This is a genomic window from Prauserella flavalba (genome assembly GCF_003202235.1).
Lineage (GTDB): Bacteria > Actinomycetota > Actinomycetes > Mycobacteriales > Pseudonocardiaceae > Prauserella_A > Prauserella_A flavalba.
This window is the reverse complement of sequence record NZ_MASU01000013.1, coordinates 262,307-287,762: the sequence shown is the minus strand read 5'-3', so window position 1 is coordinate 287,762 and position 25,456 is coordinate 262,307. Positions and strand designations below refer to the sequence as shown.

Genomic DNA, 25,456 nt, shown 5'->3' with positions numbered 1-25,456 from the left:
TGAAAACGTGCGCTGAGGCACACGACCACGGGCACCGGTGCGACTTCCGGCAGAGGCGCGGTGTTTCCGCTCTGGGGGGAGTCCAGGCACGCCGCGTTACTGGGGAGGGGGAGTTTCACCGTGCCCGTGGAGCTGACCAAGCCGCTGTCGTGGAAGACCGCCCAGGGCGACGAGGCGACCGTGCTGGCGGAGCTGCAGCCGAACATCGTCAAGCCACACGTCCGCGACCACCTGTCCGTCCTCTTTGTCCGGTTCGACGACGCCCGCGAGGCGCGCGGCTTCCTGTGCGCCCTCGCCGGATTGATGAAGTCGGCGAAAGAACATCTGGTGGAGGTGGAGACCTTCAAGGTCGCGCACGCCCGCGGCACGCCCTACGTCGGCGTGGGGTTGTCACGCACCGGCTACGACGCGCTGGGCATCGCCACCGCACCGGCCGACCCGTCGTTCCGCCGCGGCATGCGCGACGCGCTGACCCGCGAGAAACTCGCCGATCCACCACGGTCGAGCTGGGACGTCGCCTACCGGGACCGGGTCGACGCGGTGGTGCTCGTCGGCGCGGACACCGACGCGGCGCTGACGGCGCGGCGCAACGAGGTGCTGCGGCTGGTGCCCGACTCGGTCACCGTGCTGGGCGAGGAGACCGGGCTGTCCAGAGTGAACGAACGCGGCGAGGGCATCGAGCACTTCGGCTACGTCGACGGCCGCAGCCAGCCGCTGTTCCTCACCGAGGACATCGACGCCGAGAAGCACACGACGGACGGCATCAACGAGTGGGATCCCGCGGCGCCGCTCGGGCAGGTGCTCGTCTCCGACCCGGCGGCACCGGACCCATCTGTCCACTTCGGAAGCTATTTCGTGTTCCGCAAGCTGGAGCAGAACGTCCGCAGGTTCAAGCAGGCCGAGTCCGATCTCGCCGACGCTCTCGGCCTGACCGGCGACGACCGTGAGCGCGCCGGTGCCATGCTCGTCGGCCGCTTCGAGGACGGCACGCCGGTCACGTCCAACAGCGGGCCGGGCTCGCACAGCCCCGTCGGCAACGACTTCAGCTACGACAGCGACGATCTGGGTCAGAAGTGCCCGTTCCACGCGCATATCCGCAAGACGAACCCGCGCGGCTCGGGCGGGTTCGAGGATCCCGCCGAGGAGCGCGGGCACCTCATGGCGCGGCGGGGCCAGACCTACGGCGAGCGCTCCGACGACCCGAACGGCGACGAGCCGATCTCGGCGAGGCCGACGGGCGGCGTCGGATTGCTGTTCATGGCGTTCAACTCCGACCTCGGCGACCAGTTCGAGTTCACGCAGCAGATCTGGGCGAACAACACAGAGTTCCCGCGCGTGCCGGAAGGCACCAAACCGCCCGGACTCGACCTCGTGATCGGACAGGGACCACGCGCGGAGACCACGTACGCACCATCGTGGGGCCGGAACGGAGCAACGCCCGCGGACCCGGCGGCACAGGCGGTGACGATGAAGGGCGGCGAGTACTTCTTCATGCCCTCCTTGGCATTCTTGCGAAATCTGTGAGGCGATGGCGGCCTTTCACATCACGTTGACACGGGAGAGCCCCCGAACTTAACCTCGGTGGGCTGCGCGATGGCGGATGGAAGCCGGTGAGATTCCGGCACGGTCGCGCCACTGTGACCGGGTACGCCCGGGAGTCAGACCCACCGCCGTCGCAACCGTTCCACGAAGGGCCGCATGTAGCCCGAGGAGGTTTCCGATGTCGCAGGCGAGTGTCGCCACCCCGCGTCCCGTTCAGCCCAGGATCCCGTTGCGGGAGATCGCTCCGTGGGCGATCTTCGCCGGCGTGCTCGCCCTCCTCGTGTTGTTCTTCGTGAGCACGGAGGCCGGTGCCGTGGAGTTGTTCGGCACCAACGGGTTGATCCATGAGTTCGTGCACGACGGCAGGCACCTGCTGGCCTTCCCCTGCCACTGACGGCAGCCGGCCATGATGAGGACCCTGCTGGTCCGCGGGTTGCTCGCGGGCCTGGTCGCCGGTGTGCTCGCGACGGGCTTCGCCTACTTCTTCGGCGAGCCCTCGGTGGACGCCGCGATCGCCATCGAGGAAGCCGGGACGTCGGCCCACAGCCACGAGCACAGTGAACCCGCCGACGCCGGGCACAGCCACGGCGACGAGGAGGCAGTCGTCAGCCGGGGCACGCAGAGCACGATCGGCCTGCTCACCGGTGTCGGCGCGTACGCTCTCGCGGTGGGCGGGCTGTTCGCGATCGCGTTCGCCGTGCTCCACGGCCGCGTCGGCGCGCTCCGGCCACGTCTGACGTCGGCGCTACTCGCCGCGAGCGGGTTCGTGGTCGTGGTGCTGGTGCCGTTCCTGAAGTACCCGGCGAATCCGCCCGCGGTCGGCCAGAGCGGAACGATCGGCGACCGCACGAACCTGTACTTCGCGTTCGTGGCACTGTCGCTGGCCGTCGCGCTCATCTCCGTGGGCGTCGGCAACGCGCTCGCGGGCCGGCTCGGCGCGTGGCGAGGCGGTCTGCTGGCGATGGGCGGCTACGTGGTGGTGATGGCCGTCGCCGCCGGGCTCATGCCGGTGATCGACGAGGTGCCGGACGGCTTCCCCGGCTCGACGCTGTGGACGTTCCGCACCGCGTCGCTGGCGACGCAGCTCGTGCTGTGGACCGCACTGGGCCTGACCTTCGGCGCACTGGCCGAGCGGGTGCTGCGGCCCGGGGCCGCCCCCGCGCCCGCCGAGGCGGCCGCCGCGCGGGCAGGTCAGTGACGAGCAGCCACCGCGGCGGCGAACCCCAGCGCGGCGAAGCCGACCAGCCGCGACAGGCGCACGGACCGCCGCAGGTCCGCGGGCCCCGGCGCGGGTCCGTCGCCGAGCGTGCCCCTGTTCTCGCTCCTCCCGCCGTAGCTGTTGGTGCCACCGAGGCGCACGCCGAGCGCCCCGGCGAACGCGGCCTCGACCGGTCCCGCGTTGGGGCTCGGGTGCCGCGCCGCGTCACGGCGCCACGCTCGCAGCGCCCGCGCGGGGCGCCCGCCGACGAGCGGCGCTGCGGCCGCGGCGGCCACCGCGCTCAGCCGCGCGGGCACGAGGTTGGCGACGTCGTCGGCCCGCGCCGCCGCCCACCCGAAGCGGACGTGCCGGGACGAGCGGTGCCCCACCATCGCGTCGAGCGTGTTCAGCGCCCGGTAGCCGAGCAGGCCCGGCACCCCGGCGAGGCCGCCCCACACCAGTGGCGCGACCACCGCGTCGGACGTGTTCTCCGCGATCGACTCGGTCGCCGCCCTCGCCAGCCCGCCGGCGTCCAGCTCCGTCGCGTCGCGCCCGCACAGGTGCGACAGGCGCACACGGGCCGCCGGAACGTCGCCGGAGTCGAGCAGGCCCGCCATCGCCTCGCCCTCGGCGGCCAGCCCTCGCCCGCCCAGCACGGCCCACGTGGCGGCGGCCGTGACGGCGAAGCGGGCCAGCGGCCTGCGGGCGGTCAGGGCCTGTGCGACCGCCCCGGCACCGGCCGCGGCACCCACACACACCCCCGCGTACACGAGTCCCTTTTGCCGGGAATCCGCCCACATGCGCCGTTCGAGCGCATCGGCGGCCCGGCCGAAAACGGCCACGGGATGACCTCGCCGCGGATCGCCGAAGATCGCGTCAGCCGCGTAACCTGCGACGATCCCGGCTGCGGTGACATGTTGGGAACGGAGCACAGCGCGAACCCTAGCCCGTCGGCAAGAATGCCGACCATGATGAACGATCCGAGGCGGCGGCTCACCGAGGCCGCGGCAGCGCGGCTCGAGGCCGGAGCCGCACTGCTGCGCCGCTACGGGCGCCGCGTCCAGGGCAACGGCAGGACGTTGATCCTGGGCGGGGTCCGCTCGGGCAAGTCCCGGCACGCCGAGCAGCTCATGGCTCGACACCCCTACGTCGTTTATGTCGCGGCAGGCCTCCCTCCTAGCGATGACGACCCCGAATGGGCCGCGCGGGTCGCGGCGCATCGCGCGCGCCGACCGGTGTCGTGGCGAACCGTGGAGACCGCCGACCTCGCAGGCGCTCTCCGGGACGCGAGGTCGCCGGTGCTCATCGACTGCCTCGGCACGTGGGTGAGCCGCGTGCTGGACGAGGTCGGCGCCTGGCAGCAGGAGGACGGCTGGGAGGCACGCCTCGACGAACGCCTGCAGACCTTCGTCGACGTGTGGCAGGGCACGACGGTCCCCGTCGTCGCCGTGAGCAACGAGGTCGGTAGCGGAGTCGTCCCGCCGACCGTGTCCGGCCGGATCTTCCGAGACGTGCTCGGCGCCCTCAATACCGCTGTCGCGGCGCATTCGGACACCGTGCGTCTCGTGGTGGCCGGCCGGGCACTGGACCTGAGATAGGAGACACCACCGTGGCAACAGCCGATTCCCCCGAGATCCAACGCATTCCCGCGCTCGACGAAAGCGCGCGGCAGCTCGCCCGTGAGCGCATCGACGGCCTCGTGAAGCCGCTCGGCGCGCTCGGCAGGCTCGAGGACCTCGCGGCCTGGCTGTGCGCCGCGCACAACACCGTCCCACCCCGCCCGCTCGACGACGTGCGCGTGGTCGTCTTCGCGGGCGACCACGGGGTGTCGGCATCGGCCGCCGTGTCCGCCTACCCGCGCGAGATCACCGCCGCGATGGTGCGGGTGTTCCTGTCCGGAACCAGCGGCGTGAGCGTGCTCGCCCGGCAGGTGGGCGCGCACGTTCGCGTGCTCGACATCGCCGTGGACGGCGACCTCGACGACGTTCCCTCCGAGGTCCGCGCGTTCAAGGTCCGCCGCGGCTCGGAGCCCATCGACACCACCGACGCCCTCGCCCCCGGCGAGGCGGTACGCGGGTTCGCCGTCGGCCGCGCCGTCGCCGACGAGGAGATCGACGCGGGCGCCGACCTGCTCATCCCCGGCGACATGGGCATCGGCAACACCACGATCGCGTCCGCGCTCGTCGCCGCAACCCTGGGCGTGCCCGTCCCCGACGTGGTCGGCACCGGAACGGGCGTCGACGACGACGGCCGGGCCCGCAAGATCGCGGTGATCGAGGCGGCCCTCGCCCGCGCGGGCGAGCGCGTGCGGGACCCGTTCGAACTGCTCACCGCGCTCGGCAGCGCGTGTGCCGCCGCGACCGCCGGGTTCCTCGTGCAGGCGGCCGTCCGCGGGGTTCCGGTGCTGCTGGACGGCGTGTTCTCCGGCGCCGCAGCACTCGTCGCCAGGGAGATCGCTCCGGAGGCCGCACAGTGGTGGCTCGCTGGTCACCGCTCGACCGAGCCCTCGCAGGCGTTCGCCCTCAAGGCGCTCGGGCTGGAACCGATCCTGGACCTGGGACTGCGCCTCGGCGAAGGCAGCGGTGCCGTGCAGGCCGTGCCGGTGCTGCGCGGGGCACGCGCGGTGCTCGCCGAGATGGGGCGGCTCGCCGACCTTGCCTGACGCCCTCCGGATGGCGCTGGGCACGCTGACGGCGCTGCCCGTGCCCGCACCCCGCCGGATCGACCGCCGGGTGGCGGGCACCGCGATGCTCCTGGCACCGGTCGCCGCCGTGCCGCTCGCCGCGCTCGCTCTCGGCATGGTGCTGCTCGGCGACCTCGCCGGGCTGCCGCCGCTCGTCACGGCGGGGCTCGCGGTGGGCGCCGTCGCGCTCGGCACCAGGGGCCTGCACCTGGACGGCCTCGCCGACACCGCCGACGGCCTCGGCGTCGCCGCGAAGACCCGGCTCTCCCCCGGCTCCGACGGGCGTGAACGGGCGCTGGAGGTCATGCGCGGGGGCGACTCGGGGCCCGCCGGTATCGCGACCCTCGTGCTGGTGCTTGTCGTCCAGTGCGCGGCGCTGGGCGGTGCCGTCGCCGAAGGCCACGGGCCCGCCGCGGCGGTCGTCGCCGTGTTCGCGAGCAGGGCCGCGCTTTCCCTGTGCTGTGCGCGGGGGGTGCCGTCCGCGCGCCCCGGCGGGCTGGGCGACGCCGTCGCCGGTACGACCCCGATCTCGTTGACGTGCCTGTGTTTTCTCGTAGTCGCCGGGGTCTCCGCGCTGGCGCTCGGGCTGCCGTGGTGGCAGGGGCCAGCGTCGGTGCTCGCGGGGTTCGTGGTGGCGGGCGCGCTGCTGGCCCGGTGCGTGCGACGCCTGGGCGGCATCACGGGCGACGTGCTCGGCGCGTGCGTGGAAGCCTCGGCGACGGCGACGTTGCTGGTACTGAGCGGCTGACTGAAGCGGAAGTGTTGTGGTCATGCCTCCACCGTAGCCATGTTCGAACACATGTTCGAGACACGTTCGAGTGAAGTAGCCGGCTACAACAGGTCACACAGTGCGGCGAGAAACCCCGACATGTCATGACGCACGGCGATCCGGAACCAGTCACCATCCAGCCCGGGAAAGGTGTCGCCGCGCCGGACCGCGTAACCGGCCTCCCTCAGGGCGAGGCGCACCCGGGCACCATCGGGAACCCGCACCAGCACGAACGGAGCCCTCGGCGCACCAGCCACCTCGACCCCGAGCTCCCGCAACCCGCTCACCAGCGCCGCAAGATCCCGCTCACCGGCGCCGGCCAGCCGCGAGGACTCCTCCACGGCGCGAGGAGAACTGCACGCCACCATCGCCACCGCCGCGGGCGTGGACACCGACCACGGCGGCTGCACCGCACGCAGCCGGGCGATCACCTCGGGTTCCGCGAGCACGTACCCCGCGCGCAGGCCGGCGATACCCCACGTCTTGGTGAGGCTGCGAACCACCACGACGCCCGGAAGCCGTTGCGGCGCAAGGCTTTCCGGCTCGCCGGGAACGGCGTCGAGGAACGCCTCGTCGACCACGAGCAGCCTGCCGGGTGCGCACAGCTGCCGCAGCGTCGCGGCCGGGTGCAGCACCGACGTGGGGTTGGTGGGATTGCCGACGAACACCAGCCCTGCGTCCGCCGGCACCGCGTCCGGCTTCAGCACGAACCCGTCGGCGGCCGACAACTGGGCCCTGCGCACCCGGTGACCCGCCGCGCGCAATGCCGCCTCCGGCTCCGTGAACTGCGGATGCACCACGGCCGCGTTCCGCGCGCCGAACGCCGTCGCCAGCAGCGTGAACGCCTCCGCGGCCCCCGCCGTGGGCAGCACGTCGGCCGGGTCGCGCCCGTGCCGCGCCGCGATCGCCTCGATGGCCCGGCCGGCATCCGGGTACGCCGCGAGATCGGCGAGACAGGCCGCCAGCTCACGGCGCAACCACTCCGGCGGCTCCGGCAGCCGCACGTTCACCGCGAGATCGACGAGGCCGTCGCCCACCTCGCGGTCGCCGTGGTGCAGCAGGTCGTACTCACCGTCCACGATGGACCGCCTGAGCGAACCGCCGGGCCGCTTCCGGATGACCCGCCCAGTGAACGTGCAGGTAGGACGCGTGCAGTGTGGCCGTGGCGAAGCCCTCGGGCTCGCCGTTCCACTCCCACGCCGCCCGGGCCCCGCCACGCGGCTCCACCACGGTGCGGTGGAACTCGTGGCCCGTGACCCGCGCACCCGCCTCAGCCAGCAGGTTCGCCGACGGAGCCGTCGCGGTGCGATAGCCCAGCGCACCACGCCGCGTCATGCGAGCCGACGCCGCGAGCGCGCCCACCATCGGCAACCCGTCGAGCTCCCGGCACAAATACAGCAGACCCGCGCACTCGGCGACCACCGGCATCCCCGCCCGCAGGGCGGCGGCCAGCTCCTCCCGCAACGGGACGTTGGCCGACAGCTCCTCAGCGTGCACCTCGGGGAACCCACCACCGAAGTACAGGCCCGCGCACCCCGGCGGCAACGTCTTGTCCCGCAACGGATCCACGTCCACCACGTCGACACCGTGCGCGGCGAGCAGCTCCGTCGTCTCGGTGTAGCGGAACGTGAACGCCTCCCCCGCCGCCGCGGCCACCACCGCACGCGGACCCGAGTAGGCCGCGTCCGGCGACCACGGCGAACCACTCAGCGCGGGCGCCGCCCTGGCCACGCGCACCACGGCGTCGAGGTCGACACCCTCGGCGATCCACGCGGCGAGCTTCGGCAACAGCGCCTGCGACTCCGTCGCCCGCTCCGCCGCGGGAACGAGACCGAGGTGCCTGCTCGGGGCGTGGATGTCGTCCGTGCGGCGCAGCGCGCCGAGCACCGGGATGCCCGTCGGCGCCAGCGCGGAGACGATCTCGTCCTCGTGCCGCTGTGAGCCGAGCTTGTTGAGGATCACCCCGGCGAGCTCGATCTCCGGGTCGTAGCGCGCGAACCCCAGCACGGTCGCGGCGACGCTGCGGCTGGCCGCGCTCGCGTCGACCACCAGCACCACCGGAGCCTGCACGAGCCGCGCGACGTGGGCGGTGGAGGCGTAGCCCTCCGTGCCCAGTGCACCGTCGAACAGACCCATCACGCCCTCGATCACGGCGATCTCCGCGGCACGGGAACCGTGCAGCAGCAGCGGAACCACCCGGTCCTCGCCATGCAGGAACGGATCCAGGTTGCGCGGAGGGCAGCCCGTCGCGAGCGCGTGGTAGCTCGGGTCGATGAAGTCGGGACCCACCTTGTGCCCCGACACGGCCGTTCCCCGCGCACGCAGCGCGGCCATGAGCCCGGTCGCGACAGTGGTCTTCCCGTGTCCCGAACCCGGCGCCGCGATGACGACGCGGGCTACCACTCGATGCCCCGCTGACCCTTTTGACCCGCGTCCATCGGGTGCTTGACCTTCGTCATCTCGGCGACGAGGTCGGCGGCGTCCAGCAGCGCCGCGGGTGCGTTGCGGCCGGTGATCACCACGTGCTGGCGGCCCGGCCGCTCACGCAGGGTCGTCACCACGTCGTCAACGTCGAGCCAGCCCCAGTGCAGCGGGTACGTGAACTCGTCGAGCACGTAGAAGTCGTGCCGCTCGTCGGCGAGCCTGCGCTTGATCTCCGCCCAGCCCTCGCGCGCGTTCTCGGCGTGGTCCTCCTCGGAGCCCTGCTTGCGCGACCAGCTCCAGCCCTCACCCATCTTGTGCCACTCGACGGGGCCGCCCTGGCCGCTCTCGCCGAGCGCGCGGAACGCGGCCTCCTCGCCGACGCGCCACTTCGCCGACTTGACGAACTGGAACACCCCGATCGACCAGCCCTGGTTCCACGCCCGCAGCGCCATACCGAACGCGGCCGTGGACTTGCCCTTCATCGGTCCCGTGTGGACGGCGAGGATGGGACGGTTGCGGCGCTGTCGCGTGGTGAGCCCGTCGTTGGGCACGACCTCCGGTTGACCCTTCGGCATCAGGCCGCCCTCCTGTGCTCTGCGGGACACCCGCACCCGGTCGGGCGTCCTGACGAGGGCTTCGCAACGGTCATTCAGGCCGCCCTCCGTTTCACCTCGCGCGTCAACGTCTCGGCCGCCACGTCGCCCAGTGCGACGTGCTCACCGCCGAGATGGGCCGCCAGCTCGGCGCCGAGGCCGAGCCGCATGCGGCCGGTCTCGCAGTCGAGCACCACGCTCGTCACGCCCGTGCCCGCGAGCAGGCCCGCGGCCGTGTGCGCGCGGGCGACCGCGTCGGGTCCGCTCGTCGCCCTGCCGTCGGTGACGACGACCAGCAGCGGTCGCCTACGGGGGTCCCGCAGCGACTCGACGCGCAGCACCTCCGCCGCACGCAGCAGGCCCTCCGCGAGCGGGGTCCGGCCCCCGGTGGGCAGCGCCTGGAGCCGGGACGCCGCGGCGTCCACGCTGATCGTGGGCGGCAACGCGACCTCGGCCTGCGCGGCGCGGAAGGTCACGAGCCCCACCTTGTCGCGCCGCTGGTAGGCGTCGAGCAGCAGCGACAGCACCGCCGACTTCACCTCACGCATGCGCGAACGCGCGCCCATCGACCCGGACGCGTCGACGCAGAACAGCACGAGGTTGCCCTCCTTGCCCTCGCGCAGGGCGTAGCGCACGTCGTGCGGGCGCACCACCAGCCCAGGACCCGAACGGCCCCGGGAACGCTGGTGCGGCGCCGCGGCGCGGACCGTGGCGAGCAGGTGCGCACCGCCGTCCCGCACCCCCGCGGGCCGCACGCCGACCGTGCGACCGCTGTCGGTGACGGCCCGCGACCGGCGGCCGTGCGCGCCGGATCCGGTGCCGTCGACGGTGAACAGCCTTGCGCGGTAAGGGCTTCCGGCGCCCACCTGACGCTCCCCCGCCGAGCCGCCCTGCCCATTGGCGGGCTGCCCGTCCGCGTCGGAAGGCTCCGGCTCACCGCCCGAACCGGGTCCAGGACCGTCGTCGTCGGGACCCTCGTCGTCCGGCGGACCCTGCTCGGGCGGCTCCGCGTCGCGCAACGCCTGCTCCAGCTGCTCCTCGTCGATGCCGGGCGCGTCGAACGGGTTGCGCCTGCGCCGGTGCGGCAACGCGAGCCGGGCGGCGACGCGAATGTCCTCCGTGGTCACCGTGTCGCGGCCGCACCACGCGGCGTGCGCGGCGGCCGTGCGCGCGGTGACGATGTCGGCGCGCATGCCGTCGACCTCGAACGCGGCGCACACCTCGGCGATCTGCAACAGCGCGTCGTCCGACAGGGTCACCGAGGGCACGAGCCGCTGCGCCGCCGCGATGTCGGCGGCCAGCGCCGCCTCGGCGTCGGCGTAGCCCTCCGCGAAGTCGTCGGGAGCCGCCTCGTAGGCCAGCCGCCGTCGCACCACCTCGACCCGCTGGGCGGCGTCGCGGCTGGAGGCGACCTCCACGGTCAGGCCGAACCGGTCGAGCAGCTGCGGCCGCAGCTCGCCCTCCTCGGGGTTCATGGTGCCGATCAGCACGAACCGGGCCGCGTGCGACACCGACACGCCCTCGCGCTCCACGGTCACGCGGCCCATCGCGGCGGCGTCGAGCAGGGTGTCCACGAGATGGTCGTGCAGGAGGTTGACCTCGTCGACGTAGAGCAGGCCCCGGTGCGCCCCGGCGAGCAGGCCGGGCTGGTAGTCGGTGACGCCCTCGCTCAGCGCGCGCTCCAGGTCGAGCGAGCCCACCACGCGGTCCTCCGCCGCGCCGACCGGCAGCTCCACGAGCCGTGCGGGACGGCGATGGGCGGCCACGTCGGCGGCGTGCGGCCCGTCGGGGCACGCCGGATCCGGGGCGGCGGGGTCGCAGGAGAACCGGCAGCCCTCCACCACGTCCACGCCGGGCAACAGGCCCGCGAGCGCACGCACCATCGTCGACTTCGCGGTGCCCTTCTCCCCGCGCACCAGCACGCCGCCGATCGCGGGTGAGATCGCCGACAGCACGAGCGCGAGCCGGAGCTCCGCCATGCCGACGATCGCCGTGAAGGGATAGGGCCGCATCGAAGCTCCTTCGCTACGGGTGGGTGTCCTCGCCCACGTCTCGTCAGCAACCGAAGGCGGCCGCCGAAGCTCTGACTCCTGGCCAGCTCGACCAGTCACAGTGGCGGGACCGTCCCGGATTCGCACCGGGTTCCACGAACGACCGCGGGCCCGATCATCGCACACCTCTCGGCTACGGTGCCCTTTTGTGACAATCGTCGTCGTCGGGATCGGGGCGGACGGCTGGGCCGGGCTCACCGACCCGGCCAGGGCCGAGATCGAGCTCTGTGACGTGCTCTTCGGCGGCCGGCGCCACCTCGAGCTGGTGCCCGACGGGCCCGCCGCGAAGGTGGCGTGGCCGAGCCCGCTGCTGCCCGCGCTGGACGGGCTGCTCGCCGAGCACGCAGGCCGCCGCATATGCGTGCTGGCCAGCGGCGATCCCCTGCTGTCGGGCATCGGCACCACCCTCGTGCGCAGGCTCGGCGCCGACCGCGTGCGCGTGGTGCCCTCCGTGTCGTCGGTCACGCTCGCCCGCGCGCGGCTCGGCTGGTCCGCGGAGGAGACCGAGGTCGTGAGCGCGGTGGGCCGCGACGCACACCGCGTGCTGCGCGCCGTCGGACCGGGACGGCGGGTGCTCGTGCTCAGCTCGGACGGCTCGACCCCCGGCGTGGTCGCGGCGCTGCTCACCGATGCCGGATTCGGCGCGAGCACGCTCACGGTGCTGGAGGAGCTGGGCGGGCCCGCGGAGCGACGCCTCGGCGGCACGGCTCGTGATTGGCCCTATCCCGAGGTCGCGCCGCTGAACGTGCTCGCGATCGAGGGTTCCGGACCCAGGGCGCTTCCTCTGCTGGCGGGCCTGCCCGACGACGCGTTCGAGCACGACGGCCAGCTCACCAAGCGCGACGTGCGCGCGAGCAGCCTCGCCCGCCTGGCTCCCGCGCCCGGTGAGCTGCTGTGGGACGTCGGCGCGGGCGCGGGCAGCATCGCGATCGAATGGGCGCGGGCGCACCCGGCGAACCGGGTACTCGCGGTCGAATCCCACGCCGAGCGGGCCGAGCGGATCGGGCGCAACGCCCGCAGGCTCGGGGTGCCCGACGTGCGGGTGGTGCCCGGCCGGGCACCCGAGGCGCTGCACGGACTCGAGCCGCCCGACGCCGTGTTCGTCGGCGGCGGCGTCAGCGCGCCGGGCGTGCTGGAGACGTGCTGGGCGGCGCTGCGGGCGGGCGGCAGGCTTGTCGCCAACGGCGTGACCCTCGACGCCGAGCAGGCCCTCGCGCGCGCCTACGCCGCGCACGGCGGGGAGCTGACCAGACTGTCCGTCGAGCACGCGGCACCGCTCGGCGGCTTCACCGGCTGGACGCCGGCAAGGACCGTGACCCAGTGGAGCGTGACCAAGCAGTGACAGTGCACTTCATCGGCGCCGGGCCGGGTGCCGCCGACCTCATCACCGTGCGCGGGCAGCAGCTGCTCGGGCGCTGCGGCCTGTGCCTCTACCCCGGCAGCCTCACGCCGACCGACCTGCTCGCGCATTGCCGGCCCGGCGCGCGCCTGGTGGACACCGCGAACCTGACGCTCGACGAGATCGTCGCCGAGCTGGTGGCCGCCCACGAGCAGGGTCACGACATCGCGCGCCTGTGCTCCGGCGATCCCGCCGTCTACAGCGCGGTCGCCGAGCAGATGCGGCGGCTCGACGTCGCCGGGGTGCCCTACGACGTGACGCCTGGGGTGCCCGCGTTCGCCGCCGCGGCGGCGGTGCTGGGCCGGGAGCTGACGGTGCCGACGGTCGGGCAGAGCCTGATCATCACGCGCGCGCAGGCGCGCTCGACGTCGATGCCCGACGGCGAGGACCTCGCCACGCTCGGTGCGAGCGGTGCGACGCTGGCCCTGCACCTCGCGGTCAACCGCATCGAGCAGGTGGTGGAGGAACTGCTGCCGAACTACGGCGAGGACTGCCCAGCCGCCGTGGTCGCACAGGCGAGCCAGGACGGCGAGCGGGTGCTGCGCGGCACGCTCGGCGACATCGCGCAGCAGGTGCGCGACGCCGGGATCACCCGCGCGGCCATGATCTTCGTCGGCAAGGTGCTCGCCGCGGAGAGCTTCCCGGACAGCTTCCTCTACTCGGCGGGGCGACCGCGGGGGTAGGCCCTGCCGACGATCGTCCCGGCCCGGTCGATCGCCACGATGTCGACGTCGACGGGCGCGGCGCCGAGGACGTCCGCCGCGACCGCGCGGGCTCGCTCCGCGACCAGCTCACCGAGTGCGAGCCCCTCGGCCTGCGCCAGCTCCAGCGCGTGCAGCGCGGTGTTGGCCTCCTCGATCGGTCCGCGCAGCGCCGGGTGCCCCGCGCCCTCGGCCAGTTCGGCGAGCAGCCCGAGGTCGACCTGTGACCGCTTGGAGTGCAGGTCGAGGTAGCCGGCGGCGAGCTTGGAGAGCTTCGCGAACCCGCCCGCGATCGTCAGCCGGGGCACCGGGTGCGCGCGCAGATACTTCAGCACCGCCCCGGCGAAGTCGCCCATGTCGAGCAGCGCCGTCTCCGGCAGGCCGTACAGCTGCATGACCACGCGCTCGGACGTGCTGCCGACCGCACCGGCGACGTGCCGGTGCCCTAGTGCCCTCGCGACGTCGACGCCGCGCCGGATGCTGTCGATCCACGCCGAGCACGAGTACGGCACCACGACGCCCGTGGTGCCCAGGACCGAGAGCCCGCCGAGGATGCCGAGGCGCGGGTTCCACGTGTGGCGGGCCAGTTCCTCGCCGTGCGGGATGGAGATCTCCACGACGACGTCGCCGGTGCCGCCGTGTGCGGAACACACGCGCTCGACCGCCTCGGTCATCAGCCTTCTGGGCACCGGGTTGATCGCGGGCTCGCCGACGGGCAGCGGCAACCCGGGCAGGGTCACCGTGCCGACCCCGGGACCGGCCCGGAAGGTCACGCCGGTGCCCGGCTCGCCCGCCCGCACGGTGGAGACGATCAAGGCACCGTGCGTGACGTCCGGATCGTCCCCGGCGTCCTTGATGACGCCCGCGCTGGCGAACCCGTCGCCCAGTTCCTCGGTGGCGAGCGCGAAGCTCGGTCGTTTTCCCTTGGGCAGCAGCACCTCGACCGGGTCGGGGAACTCACCGGTCAGCAGCGCCGTGCACGCTGCCGTGGTGGCGGCGGTGGCGCAGGCGCCCGTGGTCCAGCCGTAACGAAGTTCAGTCACCATCTACTCCATGGGAAACAAGGGCAGTATCGCCCCGCGCGTGTTGGTCCTCGGCGGCACCTCCGAGGCGCGGGCGCTCGCGGCCGGTCTCGTGGCGCGTGACGTGCCCGTCGTCTCGTCGCTCGCGGGCCGGGTCGCGCGGCCCCGGCTGCCAGAAGGCGAGGTGCGCATCGGCGGGTTCGGCGGTCCGGACGGGCTCGCGGCGTGGCTCACCGAGCACGGCATCGAGGCCGTCGTCGACGCGACGCACCCGTTCGCGGAGCGGATCGGCACCTCCGCGGCCACCGGTGCGGCGCGAGCGGGCGTTCCGCTGCTGCGGCTGCAACGCCCGGGCTGGGAACCCTCGCCTGGGGACGACTGGCACTGGGCGGACACGCTCGGCGACGCGGCGGAGTTGCTGCCCCGCCTCGGCACGCGCGTGTTCCTCACGAGCGGGCGGCAGGGGCTCACCGCGTTCGCGGACCTGACCGGCCTGTGGTTCCTCGCCCGCTGCGTCGATCCGCCCGAACCGCCGCTTCCGCCCAGGCTGGAGGTGCTGCTCAGCCGAGGGCCCTACCGCGTCGAGGAGGAGACCGAGCTGATGCGCACCCACCGGATCGACGTACTCGTCACGAAGGACAGCGGAGGCTCCATGACCGAGGCGAAACTCGTGGCCGCGCGGCGACTGCGCGTACCCGTCGTGGTGGTGCGCAGACCGCCCCGGCCACCGGTACCGACCGTCGCCGACGTCGGCACCGCTCTGGAGTGGACACTCGGACGGGTGATCGGCGGGCTCACGCAGTGAAGGCCACCTTCACTGCGCGGCGATCCGGCTCGGGAGGCAACACTCGGCCAGCCCCGGGGGCGCCGACTCTCCGCTTCCCGCTAGCGTGACGTGCAATGCGGCCCGCCACCGATGTTCGCACCCAAGATCCCGACAGGGAGCCGGAAGCCCCTGCCGACACCGCCGCGAGCGCGCGGGACCGGACGCGGATGTGGCGCAGACTCGCGCTGTTCCTGGGTCTCGTGGCCGCCGCGTGCGCGTTCGCGTTCCCGTTCCTGCCCGTCGTGCAGGACACCGCGCGCATCGAATGGCCCACCGACGGCGACACCACGCAGGTGAACGCTCCGCTCGCGGGGTACTGGGCGCAGGACCTGCGGATGGAGATCCCGTGCCCCACGGTGCAGTCCGTCGACGGGCGCACCGCCGGTGACGCGCTGCTGATGTCGACCGTGCCCGCCGCGCGCCTCGGCAACGGCGCCGGCATGCAGCTGCGGGTCGACGACGGGCTGCTGGTCGCCTACAACCGCGGCGAGCAGGTGGTGCGCCAGCCCCTGCCGCCCTCCGGCTGTGACGTCCTGTTCCATTCCAACGCCCACGGCACGTCGCTGTCGGTGGGCGGCACGCCGGTCTACCAGCAGGACGGCGACGTCCGCCCCCGCGTCATCGGCATCTACACGACGATCGAGAACGGTCAGGATCCGATCGACGGCCTCGGCGTCACGATCACCCCGGACACGCGCTACCAGTCGTCGCCGACCACGCTGAAGCTCTTCGTGTGTGTGCTCGGCGTGCTCGCCATGATCGGCTGCCTGTTCGCGGTGAACCGCCTCGACCGCGGCTACGCCAGACGCGCCCCGCGCTGGGCGCCCGTGGGCTGGTGGCGGCTGACCGGGCGCGACCTCACGGTGATCGGCGCGCTCGGCGCGTGGGTCTTCATCGGACCCGTGACGTCGGACGACGGCTACATCCTGTCGATGGCGAGGGTCACCGAGGACGCGGGATTCCTCGCCAACTATCACCGCTGGTTCGGCGTCGCCGAGGCCCCGTTCGGCTGGTTCTACCACGTCTACCAGGCGATGGCGCACGTCAGCGTGGTCGCGCCGTGGATCCGCCTGCCGTCGTTCCTGCTCGGCGTGCTGAGCTGGATGCTGATCAGCAGGGAGGTCATGCCGCGCCTCGGCAAGGCCGTCCGCTCCAGCCGTGCCGCGGGCTGGGCCGCCGCCGTGGTGTTCCTCGTCTGGTGGATGCCCTACAACAACGGCACCCGCCCCGAGCCGGTCGCCGCCGTCGGTTCGCTGCTCGCGCTGTGCGCGGTGGAGCGCGCGCTCGTGACGCGCAGGCTCCTGCCGGTGTGCCTCGGCCTGCTGGCCGCCGCGTTCACGCTCGCCGCGACGCCGACCGGACTCATCGCCGTCGCCCCGTTCCTCGTGGCCGCCCGGCCGCTGTTCCAGCTGCTGCGCCAGCGTGCGCGCGAGGCGGGCTGGACCCACGTGCTGGCGCCGATCGTCGCCTCGGGCGTGCTGGTGCTGCTGGTGGTGTTCGCCGACCAGACGTACGCGACGGTCGCCGAGGCGACGCGCATCCGCAACGAGGTCGGCCCGAGCCTGTCGTGGTTCCAGGAGCTGATCCGCTATCAGCAGCTGTTCAGCTCCACCGTCGACGGCTCGGCGTCGCGGCGGTTCCCCGTGCTGCTGCTCCTGCTGTGCGTCGGGACGTGTCTCGTGGTGCTGCTGCGCCGCGGCCGCATCCCGGGTGCGGCGCTCGGGCCGAGCCGGAGGCTCATCGGCACGGTCGCCCTGTTCTTCCTGATGATGGCGCTGACGCCGACGAAGTGGACCCACCACTTCGGCGCGTTCGCCGCCGTCGGTGCGGCCATGGCGGCGTTGACGGCGCTCGCGACGAGCTCGTCGGTGCTGCGGTCCAAACGCAACCGCGCCGCGTTCGTCTCGGGACTGCTCGTGGTCGCCGCGCTCGCCATCACCGGCCCCAACGCGTACTGGTACGTGTCGCGCATGGGCGTGCCGTGGTGGAACATGCCGCCACAGCTGTTCGGCATACGACTGTCCACTGTGCTCCTGCTGGCCGCCGCCGTGTTCGCGGTGATCGCGTTCATCGAGAACATCCGTGCACAACGCCCCGGCCTGCCTCCGCCGCAGCCGGAACGCAGGGGCCTCGCGCTGTGGCGGGGTTCGCTCGCGTTCGTGGTGGTGTGCGGCCTCGTCGCCGTCGCCGAGTTCGGCAGCATGGCCAAGGCCATCCACAAACAGCGCGACACCTACAGCCTCGGCGCCGCCAACATCGAGCAGCTCTTCGGGCCGAACTGCGGCCTCGGCGACCACGTGATGGTGGAGCGGGACCCGGTGTCGAGCATGCTCACCCCGTTGCCCGCCGGAATGCAGCGCACCGCCGAGGACGAGAAGACCACCACGCCGGGCGGGCTGCCACAGGCCGACGAGGGCAACGGGCCGACGCAGGCCGGATTCCACGCGCAGCCGTTGCTCACCGGCGACCCGCTCGCCGAGCCGCCGCACGGCTTCACGCCGAGCACCGTGGCGATGTGGAGCAGCTACAACGAGACCGCGAACCCCACCGGACGGCTGCGCACCGACTGGTACGACCTGCGCAACCGGCCGGAGGGCGGCCAGGTCGTGCTGGCGGTGTTCTCGCCGCCGGGCAAGGCCACCGGCGTCGAGGTGCAGTTCGGCGAACAGTCGCCCGACGGCATCAAGGTGGTGGACCGCAAGGCGGCGCTGGAGCCGGGCGCCGGGACCGGCGACTGGATCGACGTGCGCATCGACCTCGACCAGGTGCCCGAGAACGCCAGGACGGTGCGCGTCGCGGCCACCGACGACGACCTCACCGAGGACGGTTGGGTCGCCGTCACCGCACCCCGCGTGCCGACGTTCACGACGCTCACCGACCGCGTCGGCAACCAGCCCGTGTACATGGACTGGCCGACGTCGTTCGTGTTCCCGTGCCTGAACCCGGTGAAGGTGCGCGACGGCATCATGGACGTGCCCGCCTACCACCTGACCGCGGCCTCGCTGGCCACCGAGGGCGAATGGGCGGAGAGCAAGGCCGGCGGCCCCAACGGCATCCTCGACGAGCTGGCGGAGCAGCCCGAGGTACCCAGCTTCCTGCTCGGCGCAGAGGGCCAGGAGTGGGGCACGCTGGAGCAGGTGGAGCCGTACTCGCAGGGCAGGGCGCCGACGATCATCCGCGGTGAGGAGGTCCGCCCCGGCTGGTGGTCCCCCGGCCCCGGCCCGCAACAGCCCGACGGCAACCAGCCGACCCGCTGACCCGGCTGTGCTACCGGCCCCCAAGGCCACCTTTGTTGCGTTCAACGCAACAAAGGTGGCCTTGGGGGACGTTCAGGCGTAGCTGCGGGGCGTCCAGACGATGGGGGCTCCGCCGGGTTGTTCACGGACCCTCGTGCGGGACGAGCCGACGATGAGCAGGCAGCGCATGTCCACGGTCGCCGGGTCGAACCCGCCGAGGGTGTCAACGCGCACGGACTCCTCGGGGCCGCCGACGTCGCGCGCGATCACCACGGGCGTCTCGGGCGCGCGGTGCCGCAGCAGCACGTCCCTCGCCGCCCCGAGCTGGGTCGTGCGGCTGCGGGAGGCTGGGTTGTAGATCGCCACGACGAGGTCAGCCGAACCGGCCGCGTCGAGCCTGCGCTCGATGACCTCCCACGGCTTGAGCCGGTCGGACAGCGACAGCACGCAATAGTCGTGCCCGAGCGGGGCGCCCACGCGGGACGCGGCGGCCTGCGCCGCCGTCAGCCCGGGCAGCACCCGCACCGACACACCCGCCCACTCCGGCCGCTCGGCTTGTTCCAGCACCGCGGAGGCCATCGCGAACACCCCGGGATCACCGGAGGAGACGACGGCGACCCGCGCGCCACCGGAGGCCAGCTCCAGCGCCTCGACGGCCCGCTCGGCCTCCACGCGGTTGCCGGACGCGTGCCGGCGCTGGCCCTCGTGCTGTGGCACCTTCGCCAGGTACGGGCCGTAGCCGACGAGGTGTTCGACCTCGGCCAGCGCCTGCTCGGCCTCCGGCGTGAGCCACTCCGGGCCCGCGGGCCCGAGGCCCACCACCACGACCTCTCCCCCGCCCTTGCCCGTGCGGGCGGGGGCCTCCGGCTCGGGCTCGCCCGACTTGCGGGAGGCGTACGCCGGGCTCGGCACCACGGCGAGCGAGAAGTACGGCACCGTCTCCGGGTCGACCTCGGCGAACGGCTCCACGCGCTGCGCCTGCCACGTCGCGCGCTCGACGTAGAACGCGTCGTCGAGCCTGCCCGACTCGGCCAGCGCGTCGCGCACGGAGCCGAAGGTGCGGCCGAGCTTGAGCACCGCCGCCGATTCGGTGTCGGCAAGCCTGCGCGCCAGCTCCGGCGCCGGCAGCGTGCCCGGCAGCAGCGTGAGCACCTCGTCGCGCTGCACGAGCGGCCTGCCCAGCACGGCCGAGGCCGCGCTCACCGACGTCACCCCGGGCACCACTTGTGCCTCGTAGCGGTCGGCGAGCCGCTCGTGCATGTACATGTAGGAGCCGTAGAAGAACGGGTCCCCCTCGCACAGCACCACCACGCTGCGCCCGGCGTCGAGGTGCTCGGCGAGCCGCTTCGCGGACAGCTCGTAGAACTCGGCGATCGCGCCCTCGTAGCCGCCGGGGTGGCTGGTGGTCTCCGTGGTCACCGGGTACATGAGCTTCTCTTCGACCTGACCCTCGCGCAGGTACGGCTCGGCCACCGAACGCGCGATGCTGCGGCCGTGGCGGGCGCAGTGGTAGGCGATCACGTCGGCCTCACCGATGAGCCGCGCGGCGCGGACGGTCAGCAGCTCGGGGTCGCCGGGGCCGAGCCCGACGCCGTACAGCACGCCGGTGCTCACACCTCCTCCTTCGAGGCGATCGCGTTGACGGCGCCGACGGCGAGCGCGCTGCCGCCGCGACGGCCGCGCACCACCAGGTACGGCGCGGGCGCGCGTTCGATCAGCAGCTCCTTCGACTCGACGGCGCCGACGAAGCCCACGGGCACGCCGATGATCGCGGCCGGGGCCCCGACGCCCTCCTCCAGCAGCTCCAGCAGGCGGAACAACGCCGTGGGGGCGTTGCCGATCGCCACGACGGAACCGGGCAGCCGGTCGCGCCACAGCTCCAGCGCGGCGGCCGAGCGAGTGGTGCCGAGGCGCTCGGCGAGGCCGGGCACGCGCTCGTCGGAGAGCGTGCACAGCACCTCGTTGTTCGCGGGCAACCGTTTGCGCGTGACCCCGCTGGCGATCATGTTCGCGTCGCACAGGATCGGCGCGCCAGCCTCCAGCGCGGCCCGTCCCGCCTCGACGACCTCGAGCGTGTAGGCGAGGTCGTCGACGAGATCGACCATCCCGCACGAGTGGATCATCCGCACGGCGACGCCGGCGATGTCGTCGGGCAGGATCGCGAGATCCGCCTCGTCGCGGATCGTGGCGAACGAGTGGCGGTAGATCTCCGCCCCGTCCCGGATGTAGTCGATCACTGGCGTCCTTTCAGTTCCTCCGCGAGCCGGGCAGTGGAGACCGGTGTTCCGTCGACGAGGTAGCCCTCGCCGGTGGCGACGACGTCGAGGTGGGCGCCGCGCGGTTTGCCGCAGCGGCGTTCACACCCGGCGAGGTGTGCGCGCACGCCCGTTTCCAGCACCGCGAGGGCGTCGGCCCGCACGTCGGCGCGGGACTTGGCGCAGCCGGGCCGCCCGACGCACGCGCTGATGCCGAGGCCGGGATCCGCGGGGTCGGTGACCAGGCCCTGGGGCGTGCGCGACAGCACGAGCGTGCGCCACGGCGTGACCACGACGTCACCGAGCGAGCGGAGGATGCCGGCGGGCAGTTCGCCGAACCTCGGCGCGGCCACGACGACGTCCTCGGCGAGCCTGCCGACCGGGGCAGGGCCGGTGCGCGGCAGCGCGGCGGGACGCTCCCGGTTGCCGCGGCGCAGCGCGGCGTCCACCAGCGGAGCGGGATCGATCTCCTTCACCCGCCACGCGGAGCCGCGCACGCGGGCGAACATCTCCGCCAGCTCCACCAGCACCGGCACCGCCTTCTCCACGGGGACCCGCACGCCGGTGTCGGCACCGTCGAGCAGCAGCGCGCCCTCGCCGCCGGGCAGCGCCTGCCAGCACACGTCGGCGCCCTCGCCCGCGACGTCGCCGCGGCCGTCGTCGAGCGCGAACAGGAACCGGCCGGGCAGGTGAGCGAGCCCGGGAACGGCGCACAGCGCGTGGTCCAGCGCGGTGACGAGCGGCCGGACATCGGTGAGCCCGCCGGACAAACCGGACAACGGCGAGCCGAGGATGTTGCGCACGCGCTCGTGGCTCGGCGCGGGCAGGAGCCCGGCCGCCGACAGCCGCCTGACCAGCTCGTCCGCGTCTCGCACCGCCCGCAGCTGGAGGTTCGCCCTCGACGTGAGGTGCACCGTTCCGTCGCCCAGTTCCCCGGCGGCCGCGGCGAGAACAAACGCTTGCGCGCTGCTCAGCGCGCCGCCGGGGAGGCGGATCCGCGCGAGCGTGCCGTCGGCGGCGTCGTGCGTCGCGAAGACACCGGGACAGGCGTCGGCGCGGAGTCTCGTCGGGGCGGGCACCGACCCACTGTAAAAGGTGCCGAGGCGTGATCGGTGTGCACTGTGTCTCGCCCGAGATCACCTTGACGCCGCCACCTCGCGCCCTCCAGGGTGAGAATTCGAGGAGGCCACCTGTGATCTTGCTGCTGTCCACGTCGGACACCGACCTGCTGAGCGCCCGGGCGAGCGGCGCCGACTACCGGCTCGCCAACCCCGCGCGGCTCGACCTCGCCGACCTGCCCGCGCTGATGGAGGGCGCGCCGATCGTCGTGGTCCGCATCCTCGGGACCGAGCGCACCTGGGCCGAAGGGCTGCGCATCGTGCGCGAGAGCGGCGCCCACGTGGTGGTGCTCGGCGGTGAGCAGACGCCCGACGCCGAGCTGATGTCGCTGTCCACGACGCCCGCGGGTATCGCGACCGAGGCACACGCCTACCTCGCCCACGGCGGACCCGCGAACCTCACGCAGTTGCACCGCTTTCTCTCCGACACGCTGCTGCTCTCGGGCGAGGGCTTCGAGCCGCCGGCCGAGCAGCCGTCCTGGGGCGTGCTGGAACGTCCCGGCGGGGACGGTCCGGTCGTGGCGATCCTGTACTACCGGGCCCACCACCTCTCCGGGAACACGGCGTTCGTCGAGACCCTCGCCGAACAGGTGGAGGCCGCGGGCGGCCGGGCGCTGCCGATCTACTGCGCGTCGCTGCGCTCGCGCGAGCCGGAGATGATGGCCGAGCTGCGCAAGGCGGACGCGCTGCTGGTGACCGTGCTCGCCGCGGGCGGGACGCGCCCCGCGGAGGCCGGGGCGGGCGGCGACGACGAGTCGTGGGACGTGGCCGAGCTGGCCGCGCTCGACGTGCCGACGTTGCAGGCGCTGTGCCTCACCAGCGACCGCGAGGCGTGGGAGGCCAACGACGAGGGCCTGTCCCCGCTGGACGCTGGCAACCAGATGGCCGTGCCGGAGTTCGACGGCAGGCTCATCACGGTGCCGTTCTCGTTCAAGGAGCTCGACGCCGACGGCCTGCCGCGCTACGTGCCGGACGCCGAGCGCGCGTCGCGGGTCGCCCGCATCGCGCTCGCCCACGCGCGCCTGCGGCACACCCCGCCGGAGCGGCGCCGGATCGCCGTGGTGCTCTCGGCGTACCCGACCAAGCACTCGCGCGTCGGCAACGCCGTGGGACTGGACACCCCGGCCTCGGCGGTGAAGCTACTGCGCCGCATGCGGGAGCAGGGCTACGACCTCGGCGAGGACGCGTTCCCCGGTGTGGTGCCCACCGGCACCGACCAGCCCGACGGCGACGCGCTCATCCACGCGCTGATCGCCGCGGGCGGCCAGGATCCCGAATGGCTCACCGAGGAGCAGCTCTCGGGCAACCCCATCCGCGTGCCGGCCGCGCGCTACCGCGAGTGGTTCGACGCGCTGCCCAAGGAGCTGCGCGCGGACATGACCGAGCACTGGGGCCCGCCGCCTGGCGAGCTGTACGTCGACGACGGCGATATCGTGCTCGCGTCGCTGCAGGCGGGCAACGTGCTGCTGATGATCCAGCCGCCGCGCGGGTTCGGCGAGAACCCGGTGGCGATCTACCACAACCCGGACCTGCCGCCGAGCCACCACTACCTCGCCGCCTACCGCTGGCTGGAGGAGGAGTTCGGCGCACACGCGGTGGTGCATCTCGGCAAGCACGGCTCGCTCGAATGGCTGCCGGGCAAGACGGCGGGGCTCTCGGCGTCCTGCGCTCCCGACGCGGTGCTGGGCAACCTGCCGCTGATCTACCCGTTCCTCATCAACGACCCCGGCGAGGGCGCGCAGGCCAAGCGCCGCGCTCACGCGACGATCGTCGACCACCTGATCCCGCCGATGGCGCGCGCCGAGAGCTACGGCGACATGGCGCGGCTGGAGCAGCTGCTCGACGAGCACGCCAACATCGCGGCGATGGACCCGGCGAAGCTGCCCGCAATCCGCCAGCAGATCTGGACGCTCATCCAGGCCGCGAAGCTCGACCACGACCTCGGCGTCGAGGAACGGCCGCACGACGCGGAGTTCGACGACTTCCTGCTGCACATCGACGGCTGGCTGTGCGAGGTCAAGGACGCGCAGATCCGCGACGGCCTGCACATCCTCGGCGAGGCGCCGACGGGCGAGGCGCGCGTGAACCTCGTGCTGGCGATGCTGCGGGCCCAGCAGATGTGGGGCGGCAAGCAGGGCGCCGTGCCCGGCCTGCGCAGCGCGCTCGGGCTCGCCGAGGACGCGCCGATGTCCGAAGTGGACGCCGTGGAGCAGACCGCCCGCGCGCTCGTCGAGGCGATGGAGGAGCGCGCGTGGGCGGTCGACGCCGTGGACGGCGTGTGCGCCGAGACCCCGGCCGCCGCGGAGGTGCTGCGCTTCGCCGCGACCGAGATCGTGCCGAGGCTCGCGGGCACCGACGGCGAGATCGACGCGGTGCTGCACGCCCTCGACGGCGGCTACATCCCGGCCGGGCCCAGCGGGTCGCCGCTGCGCGGGCTCGTCAACGTGCTGCCGACCGGGCGCAACTTCTACACCGTGGACCCGAAGGCCATCCCCAGCAGGCTCGCGTGGGAGACCGGGCAGGCGCTCGCGGACTCGCTGCTGCGCCGCTACCGCGAGGACACCGGCGACTGGCCACGCTCGGTGGGCCTGTCGGTGTGGGGCACGTCGGCGATGCGCACGTCCGGCGACGACGCCGCCGAGGTGCTCGCGCTGCTCGGCGTGCAGCCGGTGTGGGACGAGGCGTCGCGCCGCGTCACCGGCATCGAGCCGATCCCGCTCGCCGAACTGGGCAGGCCACGCGTCGACGTCACCGTGCGCATCAGCGGCTTCTTCCGCGACGCCTTCCCGCACGTGATCGACCTGCTCGACGACGCGGTCCGGCTCGTCGCCGGGCTCGACGAACCCGAGGACCAGAACTTCGTGCGCGCGCACGTGCGGGCCGACCTCGCCGCGCACGGCGACGAACGCCGCGCCACGACGCGCATCTTCGGCTCCAAGCCCGGCACCTACGGCGCGGGCCTGCTGCCGCTGATGGACTCCGGCAACTGGCGCGACGACTCCGACCTCGCCGAGGTCTACGCCGTCTGGGGCGGCTACGCCTACGGCCGCGACCTCGACGGCGCACCCGCCCGTGAGGACATGGAGAGCTCGTACAAGCGCATCGTGGTGGCGGCCAAGAACACCGACACCCGCGAGCACGACATCGCCGACTCCGACGACTACTTCCAGTACCACGGCGGCATGATCGCCACCGTCCGCGCACTCACGGGCACCGCGCCGGCGTCGTACGTCGGCGACAGCACCACGCCGGACGCCGTGCGCACACGCTCGCTCGGCGAGGAGACCGCGCGCGTGTTCCGCGCCCGCGTGGTGAACCCGCGCTGGCTCGCGGCCATGCGCAGGCACGGCTACAAGGGCGCGTTCGAGCTCGCCGCCACCGTCGACTACCTGTTCGGCTTCGACGCCACCGCGGGCGTGGTCGACGACTGGATGTACGAGAAGCTCTCCGAGTCCTACGTCCTCGACAAGGAGAACCAGGAGTTCCTGGCGCAGGCGAACCCGTGGGCACTGCGCGGGATCATCGAGCGCCTGAACGAGGCCGCGGACCGCGGACTGTGGGAGCAGCCCGATCCGGAGCTGCTGGACAAGATGCGTGAGGTGTACCTCCGTGTCGAGGGGGATCTGGAAGGAAGCTGAC

General features: G+C 73.3%; 20 protein-coding genes and 2 riboswitches. Of the genes, 11 read left to right on the top strand and 9 right to left on the bottom strand.

Features of this window, described 5'->3' with window-relative positions; all coding sequences use genetic code 11:
• The first annotated feature begins 120 nt into the window (after positions 1 to 120).
• From BA062_RS28630 to BA062_RS28620, 3 genes are all read left to right on the top strand, one after another.
• Complete coding sequence (locus BA062_RS28630; RefSeq protein ID WP_110342066.1) at positions 121 to 1,524, top strand: Dyp-type peroxidase; 1,404 nt, start codon at positions 121 to 123, stop codon at positions 1,522 to 1,524.
• Positions 1,525 to 1,590: 66 nt separating this feature from the next.
• Positions 1,591 to 1,677, top strand: a riboswitch (adenosylcobalamin (AdoCbl) riboswitch).
• 43 nt (positions 1,678 to 1,720) lie between these two features.
• Complete coding sequence (locus BA062_RS28625; protein WP_110342064.1) at positions 1,721 to 1,936, top strand: CbtB domain-containing protein; 216 nt, start codon at positions 1,721 to 1,723, stop codon at positions 1,934 to 1,936.
• Positions 1,937 to 1,948: 12 nt separating this feature from the next.
• Complete coding sequence (locus tag BA062_RS28620; RefSeq protein ID WP_110342062.1) at positions 1,949 to 2,740, top strand: CbtA family protein; 792 nt, start codon at positions 1,949 to 1,951, stop codon at positions 2,738 to 2,740.
• Here BA062_RS28620 and BA062_RS28615 read toward each other — a convergent pair.
• On the bottom strand, positions 2,734 to 3,672 hold the full coding sequence (locus tag BA062_RS28615) for a cobalamin biosynthesis protein (protein ID WP_110342060.1): 939 nt from the start codon (positions 3,670 to 3,672) through the stop codon (positions 2,734 to 2,736). The two genes, BA062_RS28620 and BA062_RS28615, sit on opposite strands and share 7 nt — an antisense overlap.
• A 36-nt stretch (positions 3,673 to 3,708) precedes the next feature.
• Here BA062_RS28615 and BA062_RS28610 point away from each other — a divergent pair, with 36 nt between their 5' ends.
• The 3 genes from BA062_RS28610 to BA062_RS28600 are packed head-to-tail and all read left to right on the top strand — an operon-like array spanning position 3,709 to position 6,171.
• Entirely contained in the window at positions 3,709 to 4,338 is a 630-nt protein-coding gene (locus tag BA062_RS28610) for a bifunctional adenosylcobinamide kinase/adenosylcobinamide-phosphate guanylyltransferase (protein WP_110342626.1), read from the top strand.
• 44 nt (positions 4,339 to 4,382) lie between these two features.
• On the top strand, positions 4,383 to 5,402 hold the full coding sequence (cobT, locus tag BA062_RS28605) for a nicotinate-nucleotide--dimethylbenzimidazole phosphoribosyltransferase (RefSeq protein ID WP_168214137.1): 1,020 nt from the start codon (positions 4,383 to 4,385) through the stop codon (positions 5,400 to 5,402).
• 10 nt (positions 5,403 to 5,412) lie between these two features.
• The gene (locus BA062_RS28600) at positions 5,413 to 6,171 is read left to right on the top strand and encodes an adenosylcobinamide-GDP ribazoletransferase (RefSeq protein ID WP_110342058.1); all 759 of its coding nucleotides are present in this window, start codon (positions 5,413 to 5,415) and stop codon (positions 6,169 to 6,171) included.
• Between the two features lie 83 nt (positions 6,172 to 6,254).
• On the opposite strand, the gene cobC is transcribed toward BA062_RS28600, so the two are convergent.
• The 4 genes from cobC to BA062_RS28580 all read right to left on the bottom strand — a co-directional run bounded on the left by cobC (position 6,255) and on the right by BA062_RS28580 (position 11,221).
• On the bottom strand, positions 6,255 to 7,271 hold the full coding sequence (gene cobC, locus BA062_RS28595; protein WP_245960053.1) for an Rv2231c family histidinol phosphate aminotransferase CobC: 1,017 nt from the start codon (positions 7,269 to 7,271) through the stop codon (positions 6,255 to 6,257).
• On the bottom strand, positions 7,261 to 8,595 hold the full coding sequence (locus BA062_RS28590) for a cobyrinic acid a,c-diamide synthase CobB (RefSeq protein ID WP_110342056.1): 1,335 nt from the start codon (positions 8,593 to 8,595) through the stop codon (positions 7,261 to 7,263). The genes cobC and BA062_RS28590 overlap by 11 nt, the downstream gene beginning before the upstream one ends.
• Positions 8,589 to 9,191 carry a cob(I)yrinic acid a,c-diamide adenosyltransferase gene (gene cobO / locus BA062_RS28585; protein WP_110342054.1) on the bottom strand — a complete coding sequence of 201 codons (603 nt, stop codon included), beginning with the start codon at positions 9,189 to 9,191 and terminating at the stop codon, positions 8,589 to 8,591. The genes BA062_RS28590 and cobO overlap by 7 nt, the downstream gene beginning before the upstream one ends.
• 74 nt (positions 9,192 to 9,265) lie before the next feature.
• Positions 9,266 to 11,221, bottom strand: a complete 1,956-nt coding sequence (locus BA062_RS28580; RefSeq protein ID WP_110342052.1) for a putative cobaltochelatase — start codon at positions 11,219 to 11,221, stop codon at positions 9,266 to 9,268.
• A 73-nt stretch (positions 11,222 to 11,294) separates the two neighbouring features.
• Positions 11,295 to 11,355: riboswitch (cobalamin riboswitch) on the bottom strand.
• A 53-nt stretch (positions 11,356 to 11,408) separates the two neighbouring features.
• Here BA062_RS28580 and cbiE point away from each other — a divergent pair.
• Both cbiE and cobM read left to right on the top strand, forming a co-directional pair.
• Positions 11,409 to 12,602, top strand: coding sequence for a precorrin-6y C5,15-methyltransferase (decarboxylating) subunit CbiE (gene cbiE / locus BA062_RS28575; protein WP_110342050.1), 1,194 nt, complete (start codon positions 11,409 to 11,411; stop codon positions 12,600 to 12,602).
• Entirely contained in the window at positions 12,599 to 13,342 is a 744-nt protein-coding gene (cobM, locus tag BA062_RS28570) for a precorrin-4 C(11)-methyltransferase (protein ID WP_110342048.1), read from the top strand. The genes cbiE and cobM overlap by 4 nt, the downstream gene beginning before the upstream one ends.
• On the opposite strand, the gene BA062_RS28565 is transcribed toward cobM, so the two are convergent.
• Positions 13,315 to 14,403 (bottom strand): cobalt-precorrin-5B (C(1))-methyltransferase, encoded by a 1,089-nt coding sequence (locus BA062_RS28565; RefSeq protein WP_245960052.1) that lies wholly within the window; start codon positions 14,401 to 14,403, stop codon positions 13,315 to 13,317. The genes cobM and BA062_RS28565 overlap by 28 nt on opposite strands.
• Before the next feature lie 10 nt (positions 14,404 to 14,413).
• Here BA062_RS28565 and BA062_RS28560 point away from each other — a divergent pair, with 10 nt between their 5' ends.
• Together BA062_RS28560 and BA062_RS28555 are read left to right on the top strand one after the other, a co-directional pair.
• Complete coding sequence (locus tag BA062_RS28560; RefSeq protein ID WP_110342044.1) at positions 14,414 to 15,187, top strand: cobalt-precorrin-6A reductase; 774 nt, start codon at positions 14,414 to 14,416, stop codon at positions 15,185 to 15,187.
• A gap of 95 nt (positions 15,188 to 15,282) precedes the next feature.
• The gene (locus tag BA062_RS28555; RefSeq protein WP_110342043.1) at positions 15,283 to 18,465 is read left to right on the top strand and encodes an arabinosyltransferase domain-containing protein; all 3,183 of its coding nucleotides are present in this window, start codon (positions 15,283 to 15,285) and stop codon (positions 18,463 to 18,465) included.
• 72 nt (positions 18,466 to 18,537) lie between these two features.
• Here BA062_RS28555 and BA062_RS28550 read toward each other — a convergent pair whose 3' ends face one another.
• Genes BA062_RS28550 through BA062_RS28540 form a run of 3 tightly spaced genes read right to left on the bottom strand, consistent with a single transcriptional unit; the run spans position 18,538 to position 21,778 of the window.
• A complete protein-coding gene (locus tag BA062_RS28550) occupies positions 18,538 to 20,058 on the bottom strand; it encodes a precorrin-2 C(20)-methyltransferase (protein ID WP_110342041.1) in 1,521 nt (506 codons plus the stop codon).
• Positions 20,055 to 20,681 (bottom strand): precorrin-8X methylmutase, encoded by a 627-nt coding sequence (locus tag BA062_RS28545; RefSeq protein ID WP_110342039.1) that lies wholly within the window; start codon positions 20,679 to 20,681, stop codon positions 20,055 to 20,057. The genes BA062_RS28550 and BA062_RS28545 overlap by 4 nt, the downstream gene beginning before the upstream one ends.
• Positions 20,678 to 21,778, bottom strand: a complete 1,101-nt coding sequence (locus tag BA062_RS28540) for a precorrin-3B synthase (RefSeq protein WP_110342037.1) — start codon at positions 21,776 to 21,778, stop codon at positions 20,678 to 20,680. Before BA062_RS28540 ends, BA062_RS28545 begins: the two co-directional genes overlap by 4 nt.
• A gap of 113 nt (positions 21,779 to 21,891) precedes the next feature.
• Here BA062_RS28540 and cobN point away from each other — a divergent pair, with 113 nt between their 5' ends.
• Positions 21,892 to 25,455 (top strand): cobaltochelatase subunit CobN, encoded by a 3,564-nt coding sequence (gene cobN, locus BA062_RS28535; protein ID WP_110342035.1) that lies wholly within the window; start codon positions 21,892 to 21,894, stop codon positions 25,453 to 25,455.
• The last annotated feature ends 1 nt before the right edge of the window (position 25,456 follow it).

Bases quoted from the DNA above. Each gene is read 5' to 3' on its own strand.
- BA062_RS28625 (WP_110342064.1), top strand. From the start codon at position 1,721: ATGTCGCAGGCGAGTGTCGCCACCCCGCGTCCCGTTCAGCCCAGGATC.
- BA062_RS28620 (WP_110342062.1), top strand. From the start codon at position 1,949: ATGATGAGGACCCTGCTGGTCCGCGGGTTGCTCGCGGGCCTGGTCGCC.
- BA062_RS28610 (WP_110342626.1), top strand. From the start codon at position 3,709: ATGATGAACGATCCGAGGCGGCGGCTCACCGAGGCCGCGGCAGCGCGG.
- BA062_RS28600 (WP_110342058.1), top strand. From the start codon at position 5,413: ATGGCGCTGGGCACGCTGACGGCGCTGCCCGTGCCCGCACCCCGCCGG.
- cobO (WP_110342054.1), bottom strand. From the start codon at position 9,191: ATGCCGAAGGGTCAACCGGAGGTCGTGCCCAACGACGGGCTCACCACG.
- BA062_RS28580 (WP_110342052.1), bottom strand. From the start codon at position 11,221: ATGCGGCCCTATCCCTTCACGGCGATCGTCGGCATGGCGGAGCTCCGG.
- BA062_RS28560 (WP_110342044.1), top strand. From the start codon at position 14,414: ATGGGAAACAAGGGCAGTATCGCCCCGCGCGTGTTGGTCCTCGGCGGC.
- BA062_RS28555 (WP_110342043.1), top strand. From the start codon at position 15,283: ATGCGGCCCGCCACCGATGTTCGCACCCAAGATCCCGACAGGGAGCCG.